General features: G+C 73.9%; 19 protein-coding genes. 6 read left to right on the forward strand and 13 right to left on the reverse strand.

Going from position 1 to position 20,654, the window contains the following annotated elements; translation table 11 throughout:
- The coding region (locus tag QJR14_08675) for a DUF72 domain-containing protein (GenBank protein ID MDI3317672.1) at nt 1-648 on the forward strand (648 nt) is incomplete at its 5' end.
- Here the strand turns inward: QJR14_08675 and QJR14_08680 are convergent.
- Together QJR14_08680 and QJR14_08685 are read right to left on the reverse strand one after the other, a co-directional pair.
- The gene (locus QJR14_08680) at nt 637-2,091 is read right to left on the reverse strand and encodes a hypothetical protein (protein ID MDI3317673.1); all 1,455 of its coding nucleotides are present in this window, start codon (nt 2,089-2,091) and stop codon (nt 637-639) included. The genes QJR14_08675 and QJR14_08680 overlap by 12 nt on opposite strands.
- Nucleotides 2,088-2,630 carry a sigma-70 family RNA polymerase sigma factor gene (locus tag QJR14_08685; protein ID MDI3317674.1) on the reverse strand — a complete coding sequence of 181 codons (543 nt, stop codon included), beginning with the start codon at nt 2,628-2,630 and terminating at the stop codon, nt 2,088-2,090. Before QJR14_08685 ends, QJR14_08680 begins: the two co-directional genes overlap by 4 nt.
- Before the next feature lie 146 nt (nt 2,631-2,776).
- Here QJR14_08685 and QJR14_08690 point away from each other — a divergent pair, with 146 nt between their 5' ends.
- Nucleotides 2,777-3,997, forward strand: a complete 1,221-nt coding sequence (locus tag QJR14_08690; protein ID MDI3317675.1) for an MFS transporter — start codon at nt 2,777-2,779, stop codon at nt 3,995-3,997.
- A gap of 184 nt (nt 3,998-4,181) precedes the next feature.
- Entirely contained in the window at nt 4,182-5,264 is a 1,083-nt protein-coding gene (locus QJR14_08695; protein MDI3317676.1) for a hypothetical protein, read from the forward strand.
- A gap of 89 nt (nt 5,265-5,353) precedes the next feature.
- Here QJR14_08695 and QJR14_08700 read toward each other — a convergent pair whose 3' ends face one another.
- The gene (locus tag QJR14_08700; GenBank protein MDI3317677.1) at nt 5,354-5,584 is read right to left on the reverse strand and encodes a hypothetical protein; all 231 of its coding nucleotides are present in this window, start codon (nt 5,582-5,584) and stop codon (nt 5,354-5,356) included.
- A gap of 519 nt (nt 5,585-6,103) precedes the next feature.
- On the opposite strand from QJR14_08700, the gene QJR14_08705 reads away from it, so the two are divergent.
- Entirely contained in the window at nt 6,104-7,060 is a 957-nt protein-coding gene (locus QJR14_08705) for a threonine/serine dehydratase (protein MDI3317678.1), read from the forward strand.
- Nucleotides 7,061-7,117: 57 nt separating this feature from the next.
- On the opposite strand, the gene QJR14_08710 is transcribed toward QJR14_08705, so the two are convergent.
- Nucleotides 7,118-8,134, reverse strand: a complete 1,017-nt coding sequence (locus QJR14_08710; protein MDI3317679.1) for an alpha/beta hydrolase-fold protein — start codon at nt 8,132-8,134, stop codon at nt 7,118-7,120.
- Between the two features lie 180 nt (nt 8,135-8,314).
- Here QJR14_08710 and QJR14_08715 point away from each other — a divergent pair, with 180 nt between their 5' ends.
- Nucleotides 8,315-10,144, forward strand: coding sequence for a S53 family peptidase (locus QJR14_08715; protein ID MDI3317680.1), 1,830 nt, complete (start codon nt 8,315-8,317; stop codon nt 10,142-10,144).
- 21 nt (nt 10,145-10,165) lie between these two features.
- Entirely contained in the window at nt 10,166-10,666 is a 501-nt protein-coding gene (locus tag QJR14_08720; protein MDI3317681.1) for a DinB family protein, read from the forward strand.
- Nucleotides 10,667-10,898: 232 nt separating this feature from the next.
- Here QJR14_08720 and glmS read toward each other — a convergent pair whose 3' ends face one another.
- From glmS to rapZ, 9 genes are all read right to left on the reverse strand, one after another.
- Nucleotides 10,899-12,731 carry a glutamine--fructose-6-phosphate transaminase (isomerizing) gene (glmS, locus tag QJR14_08725; GenBank protein MDI3317682.1) on the reverse strand — a complete coding sequence of 611 codons (1,833 nt, stop codon included), beginning with the start codon at nt 12,729-12,731 and terminating at the stop codon, nt 10,899-10,901.
- Between the two features lie 364 nt (nt 12,732-13,095).
- Complete coding sequence (gene glmM / locus QJR14_08730) at nt 13,096-14,445, reverse strand: phosphoglucosamine mutase (GenBank protein ID MDI3317683.1); 1,350 nt, start codon at nt 14,443-14,445, stop codon at nt 13,096-13,098.
- 53 nt (nt 14,446-14,498) lie between these two features.
- Entirely contained in the window at nt 14,499-15,419 is a 921-nt protein-coding gene (locus QJR14_08735) for a CdaR family protein (GenBank protein ID MDI3317684.1), read from the reverse strand.
- On the reverse strand, nt 15,419-16,318 hold the full coding sequence (cdaA, locus tag QJR14_08740; protein MDI3317685.1) for a diadenylate cyclase CdaA: 900 nt from the start codon (nt 16,316-16,318) through the stop codon (nt 15,419-15,421). The genes QJR14_08735 and cdaA overlap by 1 nt, the downstream gene beginning before the upstream one ends.
- 4 nt (nt 16,319-16,322) lie before the next feature.
- Nucleotides 16,323-17,003, reverse strand: a complete 681-nt coding sequence (locus QJR14_08745) for a redox-sensing transcriptional repressor Rex (GenBank protein MDI3317686.1) — start codon at nt 17,001-17,003, stop codon at nt 16,323-16,325.
- 17 nt (nt 17,004-17,020) lie between these two features.
- A complete protein-coding gene (locus QJR14_08750) occupies nt 17,021-18,028 on the reverse strand; it encodes a polyprenyl synthetase family protein (protein ID MDI3317687.1) in 1,008 nt (335 codons plus the stop codon).
- Between the two features lie 58 nt (nt 18,029-18,086).
- Nucleotides 18,087-19,019: a DNA-binding protein WhiA gene (gene whiA, locus QJR14_08755; GenBank protein MDI3317688.1), complete on the reverse strand. Its 933-nt coding sequence runs from the start codon at nt 19,017-19,019 to the stop codon at nt 18,087-18,089.
- Nucleotides 19,020-19,022: 3 nt separating this feature from the next.
- Nucleotides 19,023-20,003 (reverse strand): uridine diphosphate-N-acetylglucosamine-binding protein YvcK, encoded by a 981-nt coding sequence (gene yvcK, locus QJR14_08760; protein MDI3317689.1) that lies wholly within the window; start codon nt 20,001-20,003, stop codon nt 19,023-19,025.
- Nucleotides 20,000-20,654 (reverse strand): RNase adapter RapZ (gene rapZ, locus QJR14_08765; GenBank protein MDI3317690.1); only part of this gene is annotated, 655 nt, incomplete at its 5' end. The genes yvcK and rapZ, both read right to left, overlap by 4 nt.

Raw genomic sequence — 20,654 nt, forward strand, 5'->3', positions numbered from 1 at the left:
GGCTTCCTCTTCGCCATGAAGGCCTGGCAGCTGATCACCCACGACCCCTCGAGCCCCACCTACCGCCGGCTGCGCGAGCCGCTGGCCGGGCCGCGCGACGCCTACGGCCTCTTCCGCCCGACCCGGGAAGTGCGCGCCGCCTGGCTGCGCACGCTGGAGGTGGCGCGCCGCCTCGGCGCCCGCCTGCTCCTCTTCCAGTGCCCGGCCCGCTTCACCCCCACGCCCGAGCACGTAGCGAACCTGCGCGCCTTCTTCACCATGGCGGAGCGGGAGCTGGGCGGGCGGGGGGGCGAGCTTCGCTTCCTCTGGGAGCCGCGGGGACGGTGGACCCCCGAGCAGGCGGGCGCCGTGGCTGCGGAGCTGGGCCTGGTACCGGTGTACGACCCGCTGGCCGCGGGGGCGCCCGCGTGGCCACCCGGAGGGCCGGCCGGAGCGGGTGGGGTGCCGCCCCTGGCGTACTTCCGCCTCCACGGCATCGGCGGCTACCGCTACCGGTACACGGACGAGGACCTGGAGCGGCTGCTCCGGCGCTGCCGCGAGGCGGAGGCGGCGGGCGCCGGGGAGGTCTTCGTCCTCTTCAACAACGTCTCCATGCTGGAGGACGCCCGGCGCTTCCGGCGGCTGCTCGACTCCGCCTCAGCCCCCTGAACCGGGAGAGGCGGCCGAGCCGGGGGCGGCCGCACCCCCCGTGGCGGAGGAATCGCCGCCAGTCAACCCTTGCTGGAAGCCGCGGCCGTCCTCCCACTGCCAGCTTTGCAGGTCGGCCACCGAGGCCTGCTCGTACCAGCCCACCCGGATCAGGTAGAAGTAGCGGTCGCGGTAGCGGCCGATGGCGGCGGTACCGGTCATGGTCGGGTCGTTCCGGCTGCTTCCTGCGTAGTTCCGGATCACCCAGGGGGCGCTGGCGTCCGTGGGCGCCTCCTGGAAGATCAGGTCGTAGGGCGCCTTCCGGTACTCCACCATGGCGCGGAGCATGTTGCGCACGGTCTCGTCCAGGGAGGCGCCCGGCGGCAGGAAGACCACCTCGGTGACCATGCTGCGCTGATCCAGGAGACCGTAGCGGATCCCGCGCGCCTCCCCCACCTGGACCGCCTCCACCTGGAAGCCGCCGGGCACGAGGGGCGAGTCGGCGGGGACGTAGAGCGAGAAGGGCAGGTCCGCGGGCGTCACCAGCCGGTAGGGGACGTCCTGCGCGGCCGCGCCGAAGGGGACGTAGGGAAGCCGCGCGGTGAGCGGCCGCCGGGCGGCGGGGCCGCCGAGGAGGACCCACTCTTCCAGGAGCTGGCCGCGCTCATCCCGCTGGAGGACCCGGACCAGCCCCTTCCCCGGGGCGAAGGACCGTTCCACATCGAGCGGCTGCCCGCGGACGAGGAGGCGGGACCGGACCCGGAGGACGCGTCCGAAGGTCGGGTCCTCCGTCCACTGCTGGTCCGGGTACCCCGGCTGCGCCGGGCCCGGCGGCGCCGCCTCGTGACCGCCCGCCGCCTGCGGCGGTGCGCAGAGCCAGACGACGGGCGCCTCCCGCGCGGTGCTGGCGGCCATGCCCCCCGCGACACCCGGCTCCTGTTCGAGGCATCCCCCGCGCAGGACCAGCTGGAAGACCTGTTTGGCCGTCCCCCCCGGCGGGGAGGAGGGCCCCGGCAGCGTCTCCGTCACCCGGAGGAGCGATCCGTCGCGGCGCACGGAGAGCTCGGCCGGATACCCGTCCAGCGTGGCGTAGCGGCCGCTGCGCGGGAGGAGATCCTCCGCGCGCACCTTGGCGGGCGGGGAGGACCGGCCGCCCTGCCCCGTCGCCCCTCGCTCCAGCGCCGCGGGCGCAAGCGCCGCCAGGCGGTCGCGCAGCATGGGGGAGCCGGCCACCACCAGGACGAGGACGGCCAGGACCGCCGCGCCGGCCAGCGCCCGCCAGGCGGAGGGCCGCCTTCCCGGCCGGTGCTCCCTCGCTTCGGAGCGCGGTCGCCGCGCCGCCTCCCGGCGCACCGCCCCCATCACGCGCGCATGAAGCCAGCTCGGCACCTCCTCGCTCTCCAGGCGCCGGGCCAACTCGCGCAGGATGCGCGGGTCGGGTGACGATCCCCCCATCTCGTTCACCTCTCTTCCCTCCCCGGCGCCATCCGCCGGCCGAGCAGGCGAACGGCCCGGTGAAGCCGCGACTTGACGGTGCCGGCGGGGGTCCCCGTCATGGCCGCGATCTCGTCGGGGCCGTATCCGTAGATGAAGCGCAGAACCAGGAGGAGCCGCTGGGCCCCCGGCAGCTCGTCCACGAAGCGCCAGACCTCGCCGTCGTCCAGGCTTTCGGGCGCGGGCAGCTCCGGCAGCAGGTCCAGGGCGACCGTGGGGTGGCGGGCGCGGAGGAGCGAGACGCACTCGCGCACGAGGATGCGCGTCAGCCAGGCCGGGAAGGCCGCCGGGTTCTCCAGCCGCCCGAGGCCGCGGTAGGCGCGGAGGAAGGCGTTCTGCACGGCGTCGGCCGCGTCTTCGGGATCGTCCAGGGCCTGGCGGGCGAGGCGGTAGAGGCGCTTCTCGTGCTCCCGCACCAGCGCCTCGAAGGCGTCCGCGTCGCCCTGCTGGGCCCGGCGCACCAGCTCCTCCTCCGTCTCCTCCGCCCCCCAGCTCGCCGCGTGCGCCATCGCCGCCCTTGCCCCCCGGCGTTTAAGAGGGCGGCGCGGCACCCCCGGTTCCCTGGCAGGGGCGGCGATTCCCGGCGTACAATCTCGACTCGTGGATCCCCTCGCGGGTCGTCGCATCCAAGGGCGCCCTCATCACGGCTGAGGCGGTGGCCACCATTCGTCGAGGACTCGGGATGCTCGTCGCCGGGCGCTTCCTGAGCGCGCTGGGCGACGGGTTCTTTTGGCCCTTCCTGGCGCTCTACCTGGCCCGCTTCCACCACCTGTCGCCTTCCCAGGTGGGCCTCGCCATGAGCGTGGCCTCGGCGGGCTCGCTGCTGGGGCGCCTCCCCGGCGGCTACCTGGCCGACCGCTTCGGCTTCAAACCCGTCGCCGTGGCCGGCCTCGCCGGTGCGGGCCTGTCGGTCATGGTGGCGGGGCAGGCGAGCACCATCGCCGGCTTCGTCACCGCCTACACGCTCCAGGCGCTCTTCGTCTGGGGGAGCTTCCCCGCCCTGGTCCACGGCGCCGCGCTCCTCGCGCGCCCCGAGCGGCGGGAGGAAGCCTTCTCCTACCTCAACCTGGCCAGCAACGCCGGCTTCGCCATCGGGCCCATGGTCGGCGCCCTGGTGATCGAGCGCGACTTCCACCTCATCTTCTGGATCGACGGCGTCACCTTCCTGCTCTTCGCGACGCTGATCGCGCTGGGCGTCCCCGGCCTGCGCGAGGAAGCCGGACCCCGCGCCGCTCCCGGCGCCCCCCATCGAGCCACCGGGGCGCTGGCGGAGCTCCTCTCCCTCCCGCCCCCGGGCGCCGCGGCCTTCTGGCGTGTGGCGCTGGGCGGCGCGCTGGTCTCCATGGTCTACAGCCAGCTGGGGTCGACGCTGCCGGCGGAGCTGGGGCGGCGGTACGCCTCCGTCGGGTGGTATGGCTTCCTCTGGACGCTGAACGGGTCGATGATCGCGCTCCTCCAGGTGCCGGTCACGCGCCTGGGGCGCGACGTGGGGCGCAGGCCGCGCATGAGCCTGGCCGCGCTGGCGTACGCCTTGGGCATGCTGGTCATCTGGCGGGCGGAGGCGCCGTGGGCCTACTTCGTCGCCTTCGCCGTGATCACGCTGGGGGAGATCGTCTACTCGCCGCTCCCGCCGGCCGAGTACGCCTCCCTGGCGCCGCCGGGCCAGGGGGCCCGCTACCAGGCGGCGGGGAACCTTCTGGCCGGGGCCGGCTCCGCCCTGGGACCGGCCTTTGGGGGTGCGCTCCTGGCGCTGGCGGGGCCGGCCGGCCTCTGGCTGGGTGCCGCGGGGCTCGGCGTGGCCGCGGCCGCGGTCATCTGGCCGGAGAGGCAGCGCGGGCCGGGCGCGCAGGACGCCCGTGACCTGCATGAGCTCTGAGGCGGGTCCGGGGCCGGATGCCCCGGGCCACGGGTGCGCCGGCCCGGGAAGCGGTGGTAACATCTGGAGCGGATCGGCTTTCGGGAGAAGTCGGGGTGCGCGCCTCCGACGCCTGCACCCGGAGGGGGGCCGGCGGCTGGTTCGGACCCGGATGAACCGGACGGGCGGGGGGAGGGAGCACCAGGTGAGATGCAAGCCGCTGCTCTCCGCAGGCGCGCTCGCGCTTCTCGTCGTGATGGTGCTGTCGGCGTCGTGCAGCGGACGGTCGCCCGAGCGTAGCGTCGCAACGCAGAAGGGGTCGTCGCCGAGGGCGGCATCGCCTCGCCCGTACCGGCTGGAACGCGTCCAGGGCATTCCGAACAGCTACCGGGCCTATCTCGGCGAGGCCATGTACACCGTCAGCGCCACCTCCCCCTACCGGGTGGTGAAGGGCTCGCTGACGGGGGAGGACCCCACCACCCTGACCAGCGTCCCGTGTGGCGCCCGGCCGGACATCACCGCGGTCATCCCCGGACATCTGGTTCTGGTCTGCAACGGCGGGCCGGTCAAGCAGGTCCTGCTGGTCTCCGTGGAGGACGGAGGGACGGCCGTCGTCTTCCAGCGCAGGATGGAGGCGCCGATCCTGTCGACCGCGGCCTGGACCGGCGAGTGGGTGTACTGGCGCGCGGTGCAGTGGACCGAGCCGGGACCCTTCCTGGCCTGGGGGCTCGTCGACGGGCACGGAAGGCCCGCGCCGGCGGAGGTGATGCGGCGGTTCGCAGAGGTCGACAAGGCCCGGGACATCCTAAATGACCTGGATGGAAACCTCTTCCTCATCCGCGACCGGGACGGTCTCCTCGAGAAGTGGGACGGGACGCGCTTCTCGCCGGTGGGCCCCCTGGACGGTCAGCGGCTGGAGGCCGCGGGCGACGGCCAGGTGGTCGTCTCGTCGATCGCCTCCGGCCCGCCGGGCGAGCCCGGGGCGACGACCTGCACGCTCGAGAGCCTCGACCCGCCGCGCAAGATCCGCTCGTGGAGGGTCGAGGGGCGGGAGCATCCGCCGGTGGTGGGCATGGTCTACACGATCGACTACAGCGCGGGCCTGGTCGATCTCTACTTCCCGCTGCAGCAGAAACGCTACCTCTTCAAGGACGTCTTCGGCGAGCCCGTGGTCTTCGGCGGCCAAGTGTATTTCAAGTCGTCTCAGGGATGGGAGAGGCTGGTCATCACCGCCCCGGGGACCCATACCATGATCGAGCCGCCGGGGACCGGTGCCTTCTGGCGCTAGCCCGCTGCGCCGGGAAGGATGGGGGGATGGCCGGATCCATCCTGGCGGCGCCGCCGGCGAGGCCGAAGAGGCCCCCGGCGATACCCGGATCAGCCGCCGCCTGGCGCGTCCGTCCGTGGCCGGCTTCCATAGAACTCCTGCAGCGGGGGCGCGAGTGCCTGGGCGAGAAGCTTGTTGAACGCCGCACCTCCCCGGTGGTCGCCGGTCGTGGTCCACGGCACCTCGCCGTCGGAGAGCCGCACAAGCCCGCATCCCGAGACGTCGACATCCACCCGCACGACGCTGCCGCCGCGTTCCAGGAACGTCCGATCGTCGATCACCTCCCGATCCGGGGGGCCGCTTCGGGGGCCCGTCCCCGCGGGAGACGGCAGGGCGAGCCTCGCAAGCGAAAAGCGACCGAACGATGGCGGCGTCGCCTGTCGTCTTCGCGGGAAAAGGCAGGCGACGCGGATGGAGACGGCTTCCGCGGACGAGGAGAAGCGTGTCCGGGGTGCTCTCCTGACGGCCCGGGCGGCCGGCGACCTCGCGGCGGTTCGGGGGATCCGGGAGTTTCGAGTTCGCCGCCAGAGGCCAGGCCGCGGCCATGAGCGCTGTACTTCTGTTCAACTGAGTTCGGAAACCGCAGCGAAGAGGCCCAGGTCCGACCGCAGCCCGCCTGCCCCGGAAGGCCGGCCGGGCCGGGTGTCGAAATCGTCACAGCTGCGTGCAACCGCGAGAGGAGGCGTCCAAAAACGGAGACCCCCAAGGAAGAGCGCCGGGACGGAGCCCCCGGGGCCGCTCCCGCAGCGCGCCCCACGCTGGACGAGATCCGTGCCGCCGCGGAACGGATCCGCCCCTTCGTGCGCCGGACGCCCGTGCTCCGGTGGTCGCCGGCCGGCGAGGCGGAGGCCGCACCCCACCTTCTCCTCAAGCTGGAGCACCTCCAGCGGACCGGCTCCTTCAAGGTGCGGGGCGCCTTCAACGCCCTTCTGAGCGCGTCGCGCGACCGCCTGCGCCAGGGCGTGGCCACCGCCAGCGGCGGCAACCACGGTCTGGCGGTGGCCTGGGCCGCCCGGCGCCTGGGCCTCTCCGCCCTGGTGGTGATCACGGAGTCCGCCCCCGCCTCGACCGAGGCGAAGCTCCGCGCCTACGGCGCGGAGGTGGTCCGCCACGGCGCCACCTGGGACGACGGCTGGGCCTACGTCCAGGAGCGGGCCGGGGACCGGCTGCTGGTCCACCCCTTCGACGACCCGGCGGTCCAGGCCGGGCAGGGGACGCTGGGGCTGGAGATGCTGGAGGAGTGGCCCTGGCCGGAGGCTCCCACCTTCTACGTGGCCGTCGGTGGCGGCGGCCTGATCAGCGGCGTAGCCCGGGCGGTCAAGGCGCTCCGGCCGGCGGCGGCGGTGGTGGGGGTGGAACCCGAGGGTGCCGCCTCCATGTCGCACGCCCTCCAGGTCGGGCGCCCGGAGCCGCTCCCGCGGGTGCGGACCATCGCCGGCACCCTGGCGCCCCGCGCGGTCAGCGCCTCCACCCTGGAGAACGTCGCGCGCTTCGTCGACCGGATGGTGACGGTCAGCGACGCCGAGCTGCTGGCGGCCATGGAACGCCTCTGGCAGGAGACCAACCTCCTGGTCGAACCGGCCGGGGCAGCCGCCCTCGCCGGCTTCGAGCGCGAGGTGCAGAGGGGGAGCGCGCCGTCCGCGGGAGAGGGCGGGGCCTTCCTCCTCCTCTGCGGCGCCAACCTGGACGTCGACCCGGTCTTCGCCGGCCTGGCGGAGGGGGTGCGCGCCCGGACCGGAGCCGGAGGGGAGGCGTAGCCGCTCGGGAGGCGCGCCTCCGGGGGGCGCCTGCGTCCGGCGGCGGGGGCGGGGGCGTCAGCCCCGGTCGAAGACCTTCCAGATCAGGGGCAGCGACCGGTCCCAGCGGTAGCCGACCCCCGCGTGCCCGTCGGGAAAGGTCTCAAAGGTGTGGGCGACGCCCGCCGCCTCCAGCAGGCGGTGCAGCCGCCGCGCCCCGTAGAGCAGGTTGAACTCGTCCTGGGTGCCGCAGTCGAAGAAGAGGAGCTGCAGCCGCCGGAGCGCCTCCTGCGCCTCCGGGCGGAGCGCCATCCGGACCGGGTCGTGCTCCAGCCAGCGCTGCCAGACTTCCTCGTCCAGGGAGCCGGTCTCGGGGTCGACGGGCAGGCGCGTTCCGCCCGGCGCCGCCGGGTCGGGCGCGTAGGTGAGCGCCATGGCGTAGAGATTGACGGCCGAGCGGAGCGACCCCGTCAGGTGGAGCCAGCGCCGGCCCAGCAGCTGCTCCCGGAAGGCCCGGAGGCCGCCCGCGCGCTCCGCCTCGCGCAGGAGGTCGCCCAGGTCGGGCCAGTAGCAGAGCTCGAAGGCCATGTCCGCCGAGTGGGCGACGCAGGCGTCGAAGAGGCCGGGGTGGCGCATGGCGTTGACCAGCGCGCCGTAGCCGCCGGACGACTTCCCGGCCACGGCGCGGCCGCGGGCGGGGTAGCGCGCCTCCACCGCGGGCCGCGCTTCCTCCCAGAGGAAGCGGGCGTACCTCCCGACCCCCTCGGAGTCGACGTGCTGGTTGCCGCCGAGCGCGGTGAAGGTGTCCGGGAGGGCGAAGAGCATCGGCCCGATCCGGCCCTCCCGGTAGAGCCGGTCGACCCGCTCCGGCAGGCTCTCGGCCCAGGGTTCGAAGTTGAGGAAGGAGCGGCCGGTCCCCCCGAAGCCCGCCAGCATCCAGACGTGGGGGAGCGCCTCCCCGGGCCGGGCGCCGGGCGGCACCAGCAGGAGCACCTCCCGCTCCACGGGATCGCCCAGCGGGTTCCCCTCCAGGGCGCGGCTCCGCACCAGGAAGCGCTCGACCCGGTACCCCTCCCCGCTCATCGCTCCACGCATCGCTCCGCTCCCTCCCCCTGCTCTCCGGCCTTTCCCTGCCCCGCCGGATTCGCCCTTCCTCGACGGCGAGGGACGATGTTCGCCCCGCCTCCGTCTTCGGGTTGGGCCGCCCCACCAGGATAGCCCGCCCGTCCACCGAATCCCCTAGGGCAACGCTCCGCCCCTGGGAGGTGTTCCATCGTGCATCTGCGCAGCGCACGCCGACTCCGATGGGTCTTCGCCCTTCTCCTGGCCCTGGCGCTGGCGGCGCCGGCGGCCGGCGCCGCCGGGACGGCGACGGCCGCCCCGCCCTCCAGCGTCCGCCTCTCCGGCAACGTACCCGGGTGGGTGACGAAGGCCACCCGCCTCGGCCCGGCCGACGCCGGTGAGACCGTCCAGTTCAGCCTCTGGCTCCGCTTCCGGAACGAGGCGCAGCTGCGGAGGCTGCTGGCCCAGGGCGGCGGGGCGCACCTCGGCTTCGATGCGTTCATGCAGCAGTACGGGCCCAGCGCCGCCGACTACCAGGCGGTGCAGGACTGGCTGACCGGCCAGGGCTTCCGGATCGTCCGGACCGTCCCCAACCGCCTCTACGTCAAGGCGGAGGGAAGCGTCGCCCAGGTGGAGCAGGCCTTCCATCTCCGGCTCGACCGGTACCAGCTGCCCCGGGTCCGGGTGGGCGGGACGACCTACACCGACGTGATCTTCCGCGCCAACTCCCAGGATCCCGCCGTCCCTGCCGCCCTCGCCGGCATCGTCGACGCGGTCAGCGGCCTGGACGACGCCCCCTATTACCAGCCGCAGGTGGCGCAGCCCGCCGACCAGCCGACGCTGGCCGACAGCATCCCCTGCGGCAGCCAGGGCATCACCGACCGGCCCTGCCACTACGAGCCGGCCCAGCTCCGGCACGGCTACGGCGTCGACCGGATACCCTACGACGGCACCGGCACCACCATCGTCATCGTCGACGCCTACGGCTCGGCCACCGCCGCCCAGGACCTGGCGGACTTCAGCCGTCGCTACGGTCTCCCGCCCGCCGACCTGCAGGTGATCCAGCCCTTCGGCACCGCCCACCTGCCGCCGCAGAACCCCCACTTCGCCAACCAGCAGGGCTGGGCGGCCGAGATCGGCCTCGACCTGCAGTGGGCGCACGCCATGGCACCAGGGGCGAAGCTCGTCCTCCTGGCCAGCCCCAACAACCAGCGCGACCTGGACGAGGCCGTCAACTGGGCGGTGGTCCACGACCTCGGCGACGTGATCTCCCTCAGCTGGGGCCTGCCCGAGTACTTCATGAGCCCGGCCACCGCCCGCGCCGACGAGCGGATCTTCATGGAGGCGGCGGCGCAGGGGATCAGCATCCAGAACTCCTCGGGCGACTCGGGCGACGAGGTGATCAACCTGGGCGTCCCCTCCGCCGACTGGCCCACCACCTCCCCCTACGTGACCAGCGTCGGCGGGACCAGCCTCTTCCTCGACCCGCAGAACCTCTTCGGCTTCGAGACCTCGTGGGGGACGACGATCCGCGGCTGGACCCCGGGCGGCCAGCCCTTCGACTGGGGCTTCGTCTTCGGGGGCGGCGGCGGGGTGAGCCACATCTTCCCCCAGCCGTCCTGGCAGACGGTTCCCCGCTCGCTCAGCCAGGGGATGCGGGCGGTGCCCGACGTCTCCATGGACGCCGACCCCTACACCGGCGTCCCCGTCAACATCGCCGGGACCTACTACGTCTACGGCGGCACCAGCCTCAGCTGCCCGCTCTTCTCGGGCGTGATGGCGCTGGCCGATCAGGCCGCCGGCCGCCGCCTCGGCCAGGCGGCGCCGCTCCTGTACCCCCTGGCGGGGAGCACCTCCCTCCGCGACGTGACGCCGCGGGACACCTCCGGCCTGAGCGTCACCTTCACCGGGGCGGCCACCGGCAACACCTACGTGGTCGGCTTCGGCCAGGATTCGAGCCTCCAGGTGCGAAACGGCTGGGACGAGGCGACGGGCCTGGGCAGCCCGTGGGTGCCGGCGCTGGTCCAGGCGCTGGCCCGCTAGCCCGACGGAGGAGGCGTCCCCATGCGCGTCGAGGATCTGCGGCAGCTCTGGCGATACACGGAATGGGCGGACCGGCGCACCCTCGAAGCGGCGAGGAAGCTGCCGCTCGAGGCCTACCAGCGCGACCTGGGCACGAGCCTGCGCTCGGTGGGCGCCACCCTGGCGCACATCTGCGCCGTCGAATGGCTCTGGGGCGAGCGCCTCCGCGGCCGCTCGCCCTCCAGCTACGCGCACCTGGCCGGGCTGTCCCGCCCCGAGGAGCTGGCCCGGGCGTGGGAGGAGGTCTGGAGCGATCTGGGCGCCGCCCTGGCGACCGCCGACGACGCCCAGCTCGCCGCCCCCCTCACCTACCGGACGACCGAGGGCGAGACCTACACCCAGCCCGCATGGCAGGTGGCGCTCCACATCTCCCACCACTCGGCCTACCATCGCGGCCAGGTGGCGGCCATGCTGCGCCAGCTCGGCGCCGAGCCGCTCCCCACCGACCTGGTGGTCTACTTCCGGTCCGGCGAGGCCGGTTGAGGTGAGGACGAGGTCCCCGCCCTGCGGTCGAGCCGCGGGGTGGGGACCTCTCCCGGACGCGTCGCCAGGGTGTCCATCGTCCCGGCCGCGCCGACAGGGTCTCCCGGCAGCCTTGGCTCGAAGTGGCACCGAAGTGGCATCATGCTGGCAAAAGTGCCATCATGGTGCCACTCCCGGCCATGACCTTTCGGGACCCCCTCGCGCCTCGCGCGCCATCATCGTGCCGGGCCCTCTACTCCACCGTCACCGACTTGGCCAGGTTCCGCGGCTTGTCGACGTCGTTGCCGCGCGCCACCGCCGCGTGGTAGGCGAAGAGCTGGAGCGGGATCGCGGCCAGGATCGGCATCAGCTCGGGTTCGCTCTCGGGGAGAGGAAGCAGCTCGCCGACGGGTTCCACTTCCTCGCGCAGCGACGCGGGGGCGACGACGAAGATGCGGCCGCCCCGCGCCTTCACCTCCAGCAGGTTGGAGATCATCTTCTCCGCCACCTCGGGCTGGGTGAGGACGGCGAAGACCGGAACGCCGTCGCTGATCAGCGCCAGCGTCCCGTGCTTCAGCTCGCCGGCCGGGTAGGCCTCGGCGTGCAGGTAGGAGATCTCCTTCAGCTTGAGCGCGCCCTCCATGGACACCGCCACGTCCAGACCGCGGCCCAGGAAGAAGACGTCGCTCCAGCCGGTCGCTTCCTGCGCCAGCGCCTGGAGCCGCGGCGAGAGCGCCAGGGCCTCGCGCGCCCTCTCAGGGATCCGGTCCAGCGCCCGGATCAGCCGCCGCCGCTCCTCGGCGGGCATCTCCCCGTGCGACTCGGCCAGGGCGACGGCCAGGAGCGTAACGCTGAGGAGCTGCGTGGTGTACGCCTTGGTCGAGGCGACCGCGATCTCGGGACCCGCCCGGGTGTAGAGGCGCAGGTCGGACTCCCGGTCCACCGAGGAGCCCATCACGTTGCAGACGCCGAGCACGGTGGCGCCCAGTTCCCGCGCCAGCCGCAGCCCCGCCAGGGTGTCCGACGTCTCGCCGGACTGGCTGATGGCCAGCGCCAGCGTATCCGGACCGATCAGCGGCCGCCGGTAGCGGAACTCCGAGGCCACCTCCGCCTCCACCGGGATGCGCGCCCAGCGCTCGATCAGCTCCCGGGCGGTCAGGCCGGCGTGGAAGGCGGTGCCGCAGGCGACGACGGCCACGCGCCGGACGCGGGCCAGCCGCTCGCGGTCGAGCCCCAGCCCCTCCCAGTCCAGCTCGCCCGCCTCGGGGTCGATGCGGCCGCGGAGCGTCTCCCGCAGGGCCTCCGGCTGCTCCATGATCTCCTTCAGCATGAAGTGCGGGTAGCCGCCGCGCTCGGACTCCTCCACGCTCCAGGCGATGTGCATGGGCTCGCGCTCCACCGGGCTCCCGTCGAAACGGATCACCCGCACGCCGTCGCGCCGGACCTCGGCCATCTCGCCGTTCTCCAGCACCAGCGCCTCGCGGGTGTAAGGAAGGACCGCCTGGATGTCGGAGGCGATCAGGTTCTCGTCGCGCCCGAGGCCGATGATCAGCGGGCTCTCCTGCCGGACCGCCACCAGGCGTTCGGGCTCCGCGTCGTGCATCACCGCCAGGGCGAAGGAGCCGCGGAGGCGGAGGACCGCCTGACGGACGGCCTCCAGCAGGTCGCCGCGGTAGAGCTCCTCCAGGAGGTGGGGGACCACCTCGGAGTCCGTCTGGGTGCGGAAGCGGTGGCCCCGGGCCTCCAGCTCCCGGCGGAGCTGGCTGAAGTTCTCCAGGATGCCGTTGTGGACGACCAGCCAGTGCCCTTTCTCGTCCGTGTGCGGGTGGGCGTTCTCGAAGGTGGGACGCCCGTGGGTGGCCCAGCGCGTGTGGCCGATGCCCACCGTAGCCGGGTGGAGGGGCTCCTCCTCCATCAGCCGCGCCAGCTTCTCCAGCCGGCCGGCCACCTTGCGCACCTCGACGCGATGGTCGGGGTTGACGGCGATGCCCGCCGAGTCGTAGCCGCGGTACTCCAGGCGCCGCAGCCCGTCCAGGAGGACCTGGTCGGCGCGGCGCTCGCCCACGTAGCCGACGATTCCACACATGGTCTTGTATCGTCCCTCCCGGTCCTGCAGCCAGGATGGGACGGAGAGGAGGCGTAGCCGGGGCGCGCCAAGCCCGAACCCGGGATTGCCGCGCCCTCGACGCCCGGGAAGAGGACCCCACGCGGCTCCCCCTTTGTTCCCGCGGTCGCCCGCGGGGTTTGTGGAGAGCCTGACGACCGTGAGCGGCCGGGGGACCATCCGCCGAACCTTTCGATCAGCCCCCGCCTCGTCGACTCGCCCCGCCGCCACGGCGGCGGCCGGCGGCGAGTTCCGGCGCTTGCACCCTCTCTTCCGCCCGGCTTCCCGGACCGTTTCGCCCTGCCTGCTCCGCCCGTCGTACCGGACGCTCGCCCGCGCCCGCTCCTCACCTCCTCCCCAGTTCGGCCTCGACCACGCGTGCCAGCCGCTGGGCGGCGGCGCGGGCCTTCTCCTCGTCCTCCGCCTCCACCATCACCCGCACCAGCGGCTCGGTCCCGCTGGGCCGGAGGACCAGCCGGCCGTGACCGGCCAGGGCCTGCTCGACCTCGGCCCGGGCGGCGGCGATGCGCGGATTGCTCTCGAGGCCGTCGCGCTCGGGCGCGGGCACGTTCAGCTGCACCTGCGGCAGCTTCCTCACCCGCCCGCCCAGCTCCGAGAGCTTCGCGCCCATTCTACGCGCGGCGGCCAGCATCTGGATACCGGTGAGGATTCCGTCGCCGGTGGTGTGCAGGTCGCGCAGGATGACGTGCCCCGAGGGCTCGCCGCCCAGGACGTAGCCGTGGCGGAGCATCGCCTCCAGCACGTAGCGGTCGCCCACCTTCGCGCGCAGGAGCCGGAGCCCCATCTCGCCCAGCGCCAGCTCCAGCCCCAGGTTGGTCATCACCGTGCCCACCACCGTGTCGCCGGCCAGCCGCCCGCGGGACTGCCGGTCGGCGGCCAGGATGGCCAGGATCTGGTCGCCGTCCAGCACCTGGCCCCTCTCGTCCACGGCGATGCAGCGGTCGGCGTCCCCGTCGAAGGCGAGGCCCGCCTCCGCCCCCGCCTCCCGCACCGCCCGCGCCAGCCCCTCGGGGTGGAGCGAGCCGCAGCCGGCGTTGATGTTGAGACCGTCCGGCTCGGCGTGGAGGACGGTCACCCGCGCCCCCAGCCGGCGCAGGGCCTCGGGCGCGATCCGGCTGGCGGCGCCGTTGGCGCAGTCGACCACCAGGCGGAGCCCGGCCAGCGCCCCCTCGGGGACGCTGCCCGCCAGGAAGCGGATGTACTCCTCGGCCAGCTCCTCCCGCTGGGTCACGCCCCCCAGAGCGGCGCCCTCGGGTCGCGGCAGCCCCGCCTGCCGCTCCTCGCCCAGCAGCGCCTCGATCTCGTCCTCCAGCTGGTCGGGAAGCTTGAACCCCTCCGCGGAGAAGAATTTGATGCCGTTGTACTCGGCCGGGTTGTGCGACGCGGAGACCATGGCCGCCGCGCTGGCCGCCGTCTTCCGGACCAGGAAGGCGACCCCGGGCGTGGTGACCACGCCCAGCCGCTCCACGTCCGCCCCCACCGAGGCGAGGCCGGCGACCAGCGCCGCCTCCAGCATCCCGCTGGAGCGGCGCGGATCCGCTCCCACCAGGAAGCGGGCCCTGCCCTCCCGCTCCAGGACCGCGCCCGCCGCCCTTCCCAGGCGGAAGGCCAGCTCCGGCGTCAGCTCCCGGTTGGCCAGCCCTCTGACCCCATCGGTGCCGAAGAGTCGCGACAACTCGGAGGCCTCCTGCAAGGCAGCACTCAGACAACGTTCACTATAGCCGAACTCTACGGCTTGGGGCGGATGGCAACCGTCACCTGCACCGCCTGGACGTCCTGGGCCGTCACCCCGGGCGGCAGCCGCAGCGCCACCCGCTGCGTCAGGTCGGAGCGGGCGCCGGTCACGTCCACCGGCGCGGTCTCCAGCACCTGGAGGCCGGAGAGCACCGCCTCGTCGCCGCTCACCGTCACCTGCGCCGGGTGGACGCTGCTGCCCGCGACGACGTAGCCGTCCGCCGGCTTCCCCGTCACCACCGCCTGCACCGGCAGCGTGCGCGTCGCCGGGCGCTCGCCCACGGCCACGTCGACCGTCACCTGGTCGGGGTGGAAGCGGACGCCGTGCACCTCCAGCCCCGAGGCGTCCAGCGCCACCGGGACGGCTCCCTGGCGGAGGTCCGCCCGCGCCCCGGCCACGTCCACCCGCACCTCCACGGTGGAGATCCGCCAGATCCGGCTGGAGGGCCCCTCCACCTGCACCCGGGCCGGGGTGGCCGTGCTGCCGGCGACCGCCATCCCCTGCGCCGGCTCGCCGATGGTGACCACGTGGACCGGCAGCGTCCTCGTCTCCCGGCGTTCCAGCGTGACGCGGACGTGGTCGGGGAAGATGCCGACCAGGCTGATCCCGCGCGGGACGGGGACCTCCGACACAGCGTACGACCGGCTGCCCGGTCGCGCGCCGCTCATGTCCACCCGCGCCTTGAGCCCGACCACCTCCGGGCTGGTCAGCCCGGTCCCGGCCAGGGTGACGGTGACGCGGTCCGGACTGACGTCGGTGGCGACGAGGTCGGCAGGAAGGTGGACCAGCTCCACCGGCGCGCTGGCCAGGTTCTGCTGCTGCGTGGGGTTCCGGGCGGCGAAGCCCCAGAGGAGGAGCGCCACGACGAAGGCGACGGCCCAGACCGCCCGGTTGTCGGCGAGGAGGCGGCGCATCACGGCCGCTCGCCCCCCTTCCGCGAGGGCGCCGCGTCCCTGGCCCCGCGGTGGGCCGCGGCCTGCCCGTTCCGGCGCGCCCAGGGGAGCGTGACGCCCCACTGCCCGCTCTCCTGGGCGGGCAGGAGGCGGGCGAGGAGCTCCTCGAGGTCGCTCTGGCTCAGGTTCCGGACCAGCTTGCCACCGTCGGCCAGGGTGACGGAGCCGGTCTCCTCGGAGACCACCACCGCCAGCGCGTCGGAGTGCTCGGTGATGCCCAGCGCCGCCCGGTGGCGGCTCCCCAGCTCGACGGAGAGCTCGCGCGCCTCGGTCAGCGGCAGGAAGCAGGCGGCCGCCACCACCCGCGCCCCGCGGATCAGGACCGCCCCGTCGTGGAGCGGCGTGTTGGGGATGAAGGTGTTGACCAGAAACTCGGCGCTGACGCGGCCGTCGATGCGGATGCCGCTCTCGGCCACGTCCTCCAGGCCCGCCTGCCGCTCGATGACGATCAGGGCGCCGATCTTCTGGCGCGACAGGATGGCCACCGCCCGCCCCACCTCGTGGATCATGTGGTGGACGTCCTCCTCGGGGGCGGCGGGGACCGCCAGCACCCGCGGCGAGCCCACTTCCTCCAGGGCGCGGCGGAGCTCCGGCTGGAAGACGATGGGCAGCGCCACCAGGATGGGCAGCAGCGCCTGGTTGAGGAGCCAGGCGGTGGCGCGGAGATCCAGCCAGCGGCTGACCACCCCCGCCAGGAAGAGCACCAGCAGTCCCTGCACCAGGAGGAGTGCCCGCGTCCCGCGGATGAGGAGGATCAGGCGATAAATGATGAACGTGACGATCAAGACGTCCAGGAGGTTGCGCAGCCAATCCCAGGGGGTGTTCCCGAGGAGTCCGAGCAGGTCGACGCTGATGGGCACTCGTTCACTTCCCTCCGTCCATCTCCTGCGTCGCCAGCAGCGCCGGCCCGCCCGGGACCGCCGCGTGGTGCCGGTAGTAGGCCAGGGTCTCCAGGGCCAGGTTGAGGTCGACGTTCTGGACATAGACCTGGGGCGGCACGCGGACCGTCACGGCGGCGAAGTTGAGGATGGCCCGCACACCCCCTGTGACCAGGAGATCGGTCACCGCCTGGGCGGATTCAGGGGGGACCGCCACGATGGCCACGTCGACCCCTTCCTTGCGCAGGGCGTCCGGAAGGGTGCGAACCGGCCGGATGGGCAGGCCGCCCACCTCCTGGCCGACCTTCTGCGGGTCGGCGTCGAAGAGCAGGCGGATGCGCATGGGGGTGGGTTGGGTGGCGTTGTGCCGGACCAGCGCGGAACCCAGGTGACCGACGCCCACCAGGGCGACCGGCACCGGCTCGGTCAGGCCGAGGATGCTGGCGATGGCCCAGGCCAGGTGCTCGGTCTCGTAGCCGACGCCGCGCACCCCGAAGGCGCCGAAATAGGCCAGGTCCTTCCGGATCTGTTCCGAGGAGAAGCCTGTGACGCGGGCGATCTCCTGGGAGGAGACGGTCTGGACGCCCTGCCTGCGCATGGCCTCCACCGCTCGCAAGTAGATGGGAAGCCGGTGCACCGTCACTTCCGGGATCCGGCTCTGTGCCATAGCCCCGCCTCCTGCGCTCAGTACGTCCTATGCACCAGCTCCAGAGCCAGGCGATCCAGCGCGTCGCGATAGGAACCGGCCGGCAGCTGGCGCAGCGCCTCGCGGGCCTGGGCCGTGTGCGCCTCCGCCCGGCGCCGCGTCTCCTCCAGCCCGCCGCACTCCTCGACCCACTGGCGGATCGCGCCCAACTCCTCGTCGCCCAGACGGCGTTCCTCGATCATGGCGCGCAGCTCGTCCGCGTGGGGCGAGTGGCGGAGCGCCCAGAGAACGGGAAGGGTGAGCAGCCCCTCCCGGAGGTCACTTCCTACCGGTTTGCCGATGCGGCGGGCCGAGCCGCTCAGGTCCAGGAGGTCGTCCACCATCTGGTAGCCCAGGCCGATCTCGTGGCCGTACCGCTCGGCGGCCGCCACCTCCGCCTCGGCGGCCCCGGCGAGGCGCGCCCCCAGGCCGCAGCAGGCGGCGATGAACTCGGCCGTCTTGCGGGCGATCCGATCGGCGTAGGCTTCCTCGCCGCTGCTCGTGTCGAAGGCATGGCGCTGCTGGTCCAGCTCGCCCACCGACATGGCGTGGACCACGTCGGCCATCCGCCGGACCACCTCGTTCCGGCCCGTCCGGGCGAAGAGGACGAAGGAGCGCGCGAAGAGGAAGTCGCCCACCAGGATGGCCACCGCGTCGCCCCAGCGGGCGTTGACGGTGGCGACGCCGCGGCGGAGCTCGGCGCGGTCGATGGTGTCGTCGTGGACCAGGGTGGCCATGTGCAGGATCTCCACCGCCGCCGCCGCCGGCACCAGCTGCTCCGGCTCCGCGCCCAGGAGCCGGCCCGTCAGGAGGACGAGCGTCGGCCGCAGGCGCTTGCCGCCGCCGGAGGCCAGGTGGAGCGCCATCTCGGTCAGGTAGGGCCGGTCGCTGGTCAGCTCGGCCGCGATGGCCTCCTCCACCGCCCGCAGCTCGGCCTGGACCAGGCCGGAGGCCTCGGCGGAAGCGACCGCCAGCTCGCCGGCATGCGGTGGCAACGATTCGAGCATGGTAGGACTCCTCCCAGGACAGCGCTCCCGCCGTGCGAGGCGACTTCCACGTTCGCGCTCATTGTAACGTATCGTCCGCGGCCCGGACGGCGGCGGCCCGCCGCGCCATCCGCTCCAGCCGCTGCATCTGGCGGCCCACGGCGGATTTGTCCATGGGCGGCTGAAGCCGGGCGCCCAGCTCCCGCAGGCTCAGGTCCGGATGCTGGAGGCGGAGGCGCGCCAGGCGGCGGGTGCGCGGGGGCAGGGCGCGGAGGAGCCCCGCTTCCTGGAGCCGCCGGATGGCGGCCGCCTGGCGGAGGCCCGCCTCCACCGCCTTGGTCAGGTTGGCGGTCTCGGCGTTGACCAGGCGGTTCACCTCGCCCCGCATCTGGCGGACGACCATCGCCTCCTCCCAGCGGAGGAGCGCCTCGTTGGCGCCGATCAGGCGGAGGAGGTGGACGATGCTCTCGGCCTCCTTCAGGTAGACCACCGCGATGTTCCGCCGGCGCGCCACCGCGGGGCGCAGGCCTTCCTCCTCCAGGAGGCTCCGCACCAGCTCCACCTGCTCTTGGTGGCGGAGGCGGAACTCCAGGTGGTGCTGGGCGCCCGGCCGGCTGAGCGAGCCGCAGCCCAGCCAGAGCCCCCGCAGGAAGGCGCGGCGCGCCGCCGCCGTCCTCACCTGCCGGCGCGGCAGCCGCCTCCCCGGGCTGCCGGGCAGCGGCCCGCCGCCCACCTCCAGCCGGTAGAGGCGCCCTCCGCCCAGCCGGCGGAAGCGCTCCACCGCCACCGCCACCGGTCGCTCCCGCTCCCCCTCCGCCTTGGAGCGGAGGAGGACCAGGATGCGCCGCGCGACGGCGGCGTGCCCGGTCAGGAAGAGCGTCCGCCCGCCCGCACCGGGAAGCGCGCAACCGGCGGCCAGGCCGGCCAGCTCGGCCTTCCGCTCCGCCGGCCGGCCCGGCGGCCGGCGGGCCAGCTCATCCCGGGTGGCGCCCGCGAAGGAATCGCCCCCCACGGCTCACGCCTCGCGGCTCGGCCGCCGCCTGCGGGCCCGGGCCGCCTCCCGGACCAGCCAGCCGCCCAGCTTCCAGGGATCGTGCCGGATCCAGTCGCCGCGCTGGATCACGTCCGCCACCCGGGGGCGGACGCCCTCCGCCGCCAGGGCGCGCAGGTCGTAGCCGACCAGCTCCGCCCCCTGGGCCCGGTATCGCTCCAGCGCCGCCGGGTCGGGGCGCCCGCTGTTGACCAGGACCGCGTCCACCACGTCGCCCGCGGTCTGGCGGACGGCGCGCAGGTGGTCCACCGCGTCGAAGCCGTCGGTCTCGCCCGGCTGGGTCATGACGTTGACCACCAGCACCCGCCAGGCTCCGCTGGAGCGGACCGCCTCCGCCAGCTCCGGCACCAGCAGGTTGGGGAGGATGCTGGTGAAGAGGCTGCCCGGGCCCAGCGCCACCAGGTCGGCCGAGAGCACCGCCTCCACCGCCTCGCGGGGCGGGCGGCTGGCCGGTTCGATCCAGAGGCGCCGCAGGCGCGGCCCCTCCCGGGTCACCTCGTGCTCCCCGCGCACCTGCCGCCCGTCCTCCAGCTCGCCGCAGAGCACCACGTCCTCCTCCGTCGAGGGGAGGACCGTCCCCCGCACGGCCAGGATCCGGCTCGACTCGCGCACCGCCGCGCCGAAGTCGCCCAGGATCTCGTGCAGCGCGGCGATCAGGAGGTTGCCGAAGCTGTGCCCGGCCAGCGAGCCGCGGCGGAAGCGGTGCTGGAAGAGCTCGGACATGATCGGTTCCGCCTCGGCCAGCGCCACCAGGCAGTTGCGGATGTCGCCCACCGCGGGGATGCCCAGCTCGCTCCGGAGCCGGCCGCTGGAGCCGCCGTCGTCGGTGACCGCGACGATGGCCGTGATCTCGGCCGGGAACTCCTTCAGCCCCCGGAGGAGCGTGGAGAGGCCGGTGCCGCCGCCGATGGCCACCACCCGCACCGGTGGCAGCGGCCGGGTCACAGCCCGCCCTCCCGGCGGGCGCGGTTCTCCTCCAGGGCGCGCTGGACGTCCCGGTGCTCCACCGTCACCGGGTAGCCCAGCCTCCGGATCCGCTCCCCCAACTCGGCGACCAGCGCCACCGAGCGGTGCTGGCCGCCGGTGCAGCCGACACCGATGGTCAGCTGCTCCTTCCCCTCCCCCGCATAGTGCGGCAGCAGGAAGGCGAGGAAGTCCGAGGCCTTCTCCACAAACTCGCGCACCTCGTCCCGGGCGAAGAGGAAGTCGCGCACCCGATCGTCGCTGCCCGGGAGCAGCCGGAGCGACTCCTCGTACTGGGGGTTGGGCAGGTAGCGGACGTCGAGGACCAGGTCGGCGTCCTGCGGGAGGCCGTACTTGAAACCGAAGGAGACGAGGTTGACCAGCATGCGGCGGCGGCTCTCGTCCTGGCCGAAGAGGGCGTTGATGCGCCGGCGCAGCTGGCGCGGGGTCAGTTCGCTGGTGTCGATCACCCAGCGCGCCTGGGCGCGCAGCCCGGCCAGCCGCTCCCGCTCCCGGTTGAGCCCGTCCACCAGCCGCCCGTGGGGCGCCAGCGGGTGCCGGCGGCGCGTCTCCTTGTACCGCCGCACCAGCACCTCGTCGTTCGCCTCCAGGTAGAGGATCTGGGGCTCGATC

Source organism: Bacillota bacterium, assembly GCA_029961055.1.
Taxonomy (GTDB): Bacteria; Bacillota; Sulfobacillia; order JAIMAT01; family JAIMAT01; genus JAIMAT01.

What these genes read in the sequence shown, in the direction of transcription:
- QJR14_08685 (MDI3317674.1), bottom strand. Translation starts at nt 2,630, where the DNA reads ATGGCGCACGCGGCGAGCTGGGGGGCGGAGGAGACGGAGGAGGAGCTG.
- QJR14_08710 (MDI3317679.1), bottom strand. Translation starts at nt 8,134, where the DNA reads ATGCGTGGAGCGATGAGCGGGGAGGGGTACCGGGTCGAGCGCTTCCTG.
- QJR14_08720 (MDI3317681.1), top strand. Translation starts at nt 10,166, where the DNA reads ATGCGCGTCGAGGATCTGCGGCAGCTCTGGCGATACACGGAATGGGCG.
- glmS (MDI3317682.1), bottom strand. Translation starts at nt 12,731, where the DNA reads ATGTGTGGAATCGTCGGCTACGTGGGCGAGCGCCGCGCCGACCAGGTC.
- QJR14_08735 (MDI3317684.1), bottom strand. Translation starts at nt 15,419, where the DNA reads ATGCGCCGCCTCCTCGCCGACAACCGGGCGGTCTGGGCCGTCGCCTTC.
- QJR14_08745 (MDI3317686.1), bottom strand. Translation starts at nt 17,003, where the DNA reads ATGGCACAGAGCCGGATCCCGGAAGTGACGGTGCACCGGCTTCCCATC.
- QJR14_08750 (MDI3317687.1), bottom strand. Translation starts at nt 18,028, where the DNA reads ATGCTCGAATCGTTGCCACCGCATGCCGGCGAGCTGGCGGTCGCTTCC.